At 70.5% G+C, this 1,177-nt stretch carries 2 protein-coding genes; one reads left to right on the forward strand and one right to left on the reverse strand.

The window, feature by feature from the left end; genetic code table 11:
* Window positions 1-440 (forward strand): FAD-dependent oxidoreductase (locus tag ACWELQ_RS46045; protein WP_452403251.1); only part of this gene is annotated, 440 nt, incomplete at its 5' end.
* Between the two features lie 69 nt (window positions 441-509).
* Here ACWELQ_RS46045 and ACWELQ_RS46050 read toward each other — a convergent pair.
* The gene (locus ACWELQ_RS46050) at window positions 510-1,100 is read right to left on the reverse strand and encodes a TetR/AcrR family transcriptional regulator (RefSeq protein WP_452403252.1); all 591 of its coding nucleotides are present in this window, start codon (window positions 1,098-1,100) and stop codon (window positions 510-512) included.
* Between the last annotated feature and the right edge of the window lie 77 nt (window positions 1,101-1,177).

Below are 1,177 nucleotides of genomic sequence, written 5' to 3' on the forward strand. Positions count from 1 at the left end.
CCGCCTTGCCCGACAACTCCGGCATCCTGGTCGCCACCGGCGAACCGTTGCGCGCCAAGGCGTTCACGCTCTCGAGTCGCAAGTGGCCGCACCTCGCGGCCCGCGATGTCGCGCTCGTCCGCGCCTCCTTCGGCCGCTTCGGTGACGACACTCCGCTGTCCTGGTCCGACCCGGACCTGATCGCGGCCGCCGTCGAGGACCTGTCCGCTGTCACCGGCCTCGAAATCCGCCCGATCGACGCGGTGGTGCAACGCTGGCCCGGCGGCCTGCCCCAATACCTCCCGGGTCACACCGCCCGCCTCGCCGACTTGCGCTCCGCCACAGCCGATCTCCCCGGCTTGGCCCTGGCCGGTGCCTACCTCGACGGCGTCGGCGTCCCCGCCTGTGCGGCCACCGGCACCAAAGCCGCCGCCACCATCATCGCCCACCTCGCCAACTGACCAGAGGGCCGACCGTTACCAGGCCATCGGCCTCGAGAGGGCTTGTGCCGCAATGCATGCCAGGCGGGGTCAGGGTTCGCGGACGCTTCCGGCCGCTGCGATGAGGGCGTGGATGGCGGCGCGGGTCTGGGCGGCGACGACCTCGGGGGAGGAGCTGTCGAGTTTGCCGTCCATGTGGAGGAAGGCCAGCCCGTGGACCAGCGCCCAGACGGCGGTGGCGAGGTTGTCCGGGTCCACGGCCGGGAATGACTGCTGGACAATGGTTTTGACGTAGGCGCTGATGGCCTCGGTGGCGGCGACGCGGTCGGGGTCGGCCGGGTTGCAGGGTTCGGCGAACATGACGCGGAACAGGGCGGGCCGGTCGAGGGCGAAGCGGATGTAGGCGATCGCGATGGTGGCGAGATCGTCGAGGCTGCCGGGGAAGGGGTGCGCGGCCATCAGTTGTGCGGCGAGTTCGCGGTAGCCGACGGCCGCGACCGCCGACAGCAGCGCCTCACGGTCGGCGTAGTGCCGGTAGGGCGCGGCGGTCGAGACCCCGGCGTGGCGTGCGACGGCCCGCAGCGAGAGCCCGGCCGCGCCGTCGGCTTCCAGCAGCTCGATGGCCGCGCGCAGCAGCGTGGCGGGCAGATCGCCGTGGTGGTACGTGCTCGGGCTCGGCATGTCTTCAACATAACAAGTGTTGACAGCGCTTACATCAGCCCTCTATGTTAGCGCTGTCCACATTATGTAAGCACTGC

The organism is Nocardia sp. NPDC004722, assembly GCF_053601505.1.

Bases quoted from the DNA above. Each gene is read 5' to 3' on its own strand.
- ACWELQ_RS46050 (WP_452403252.1), bottom strand. From the start codon at position 1,100: ATGCCGAGCCCGAGCACGTACCACCACGGCGATCTGCCCGCCACGCTG.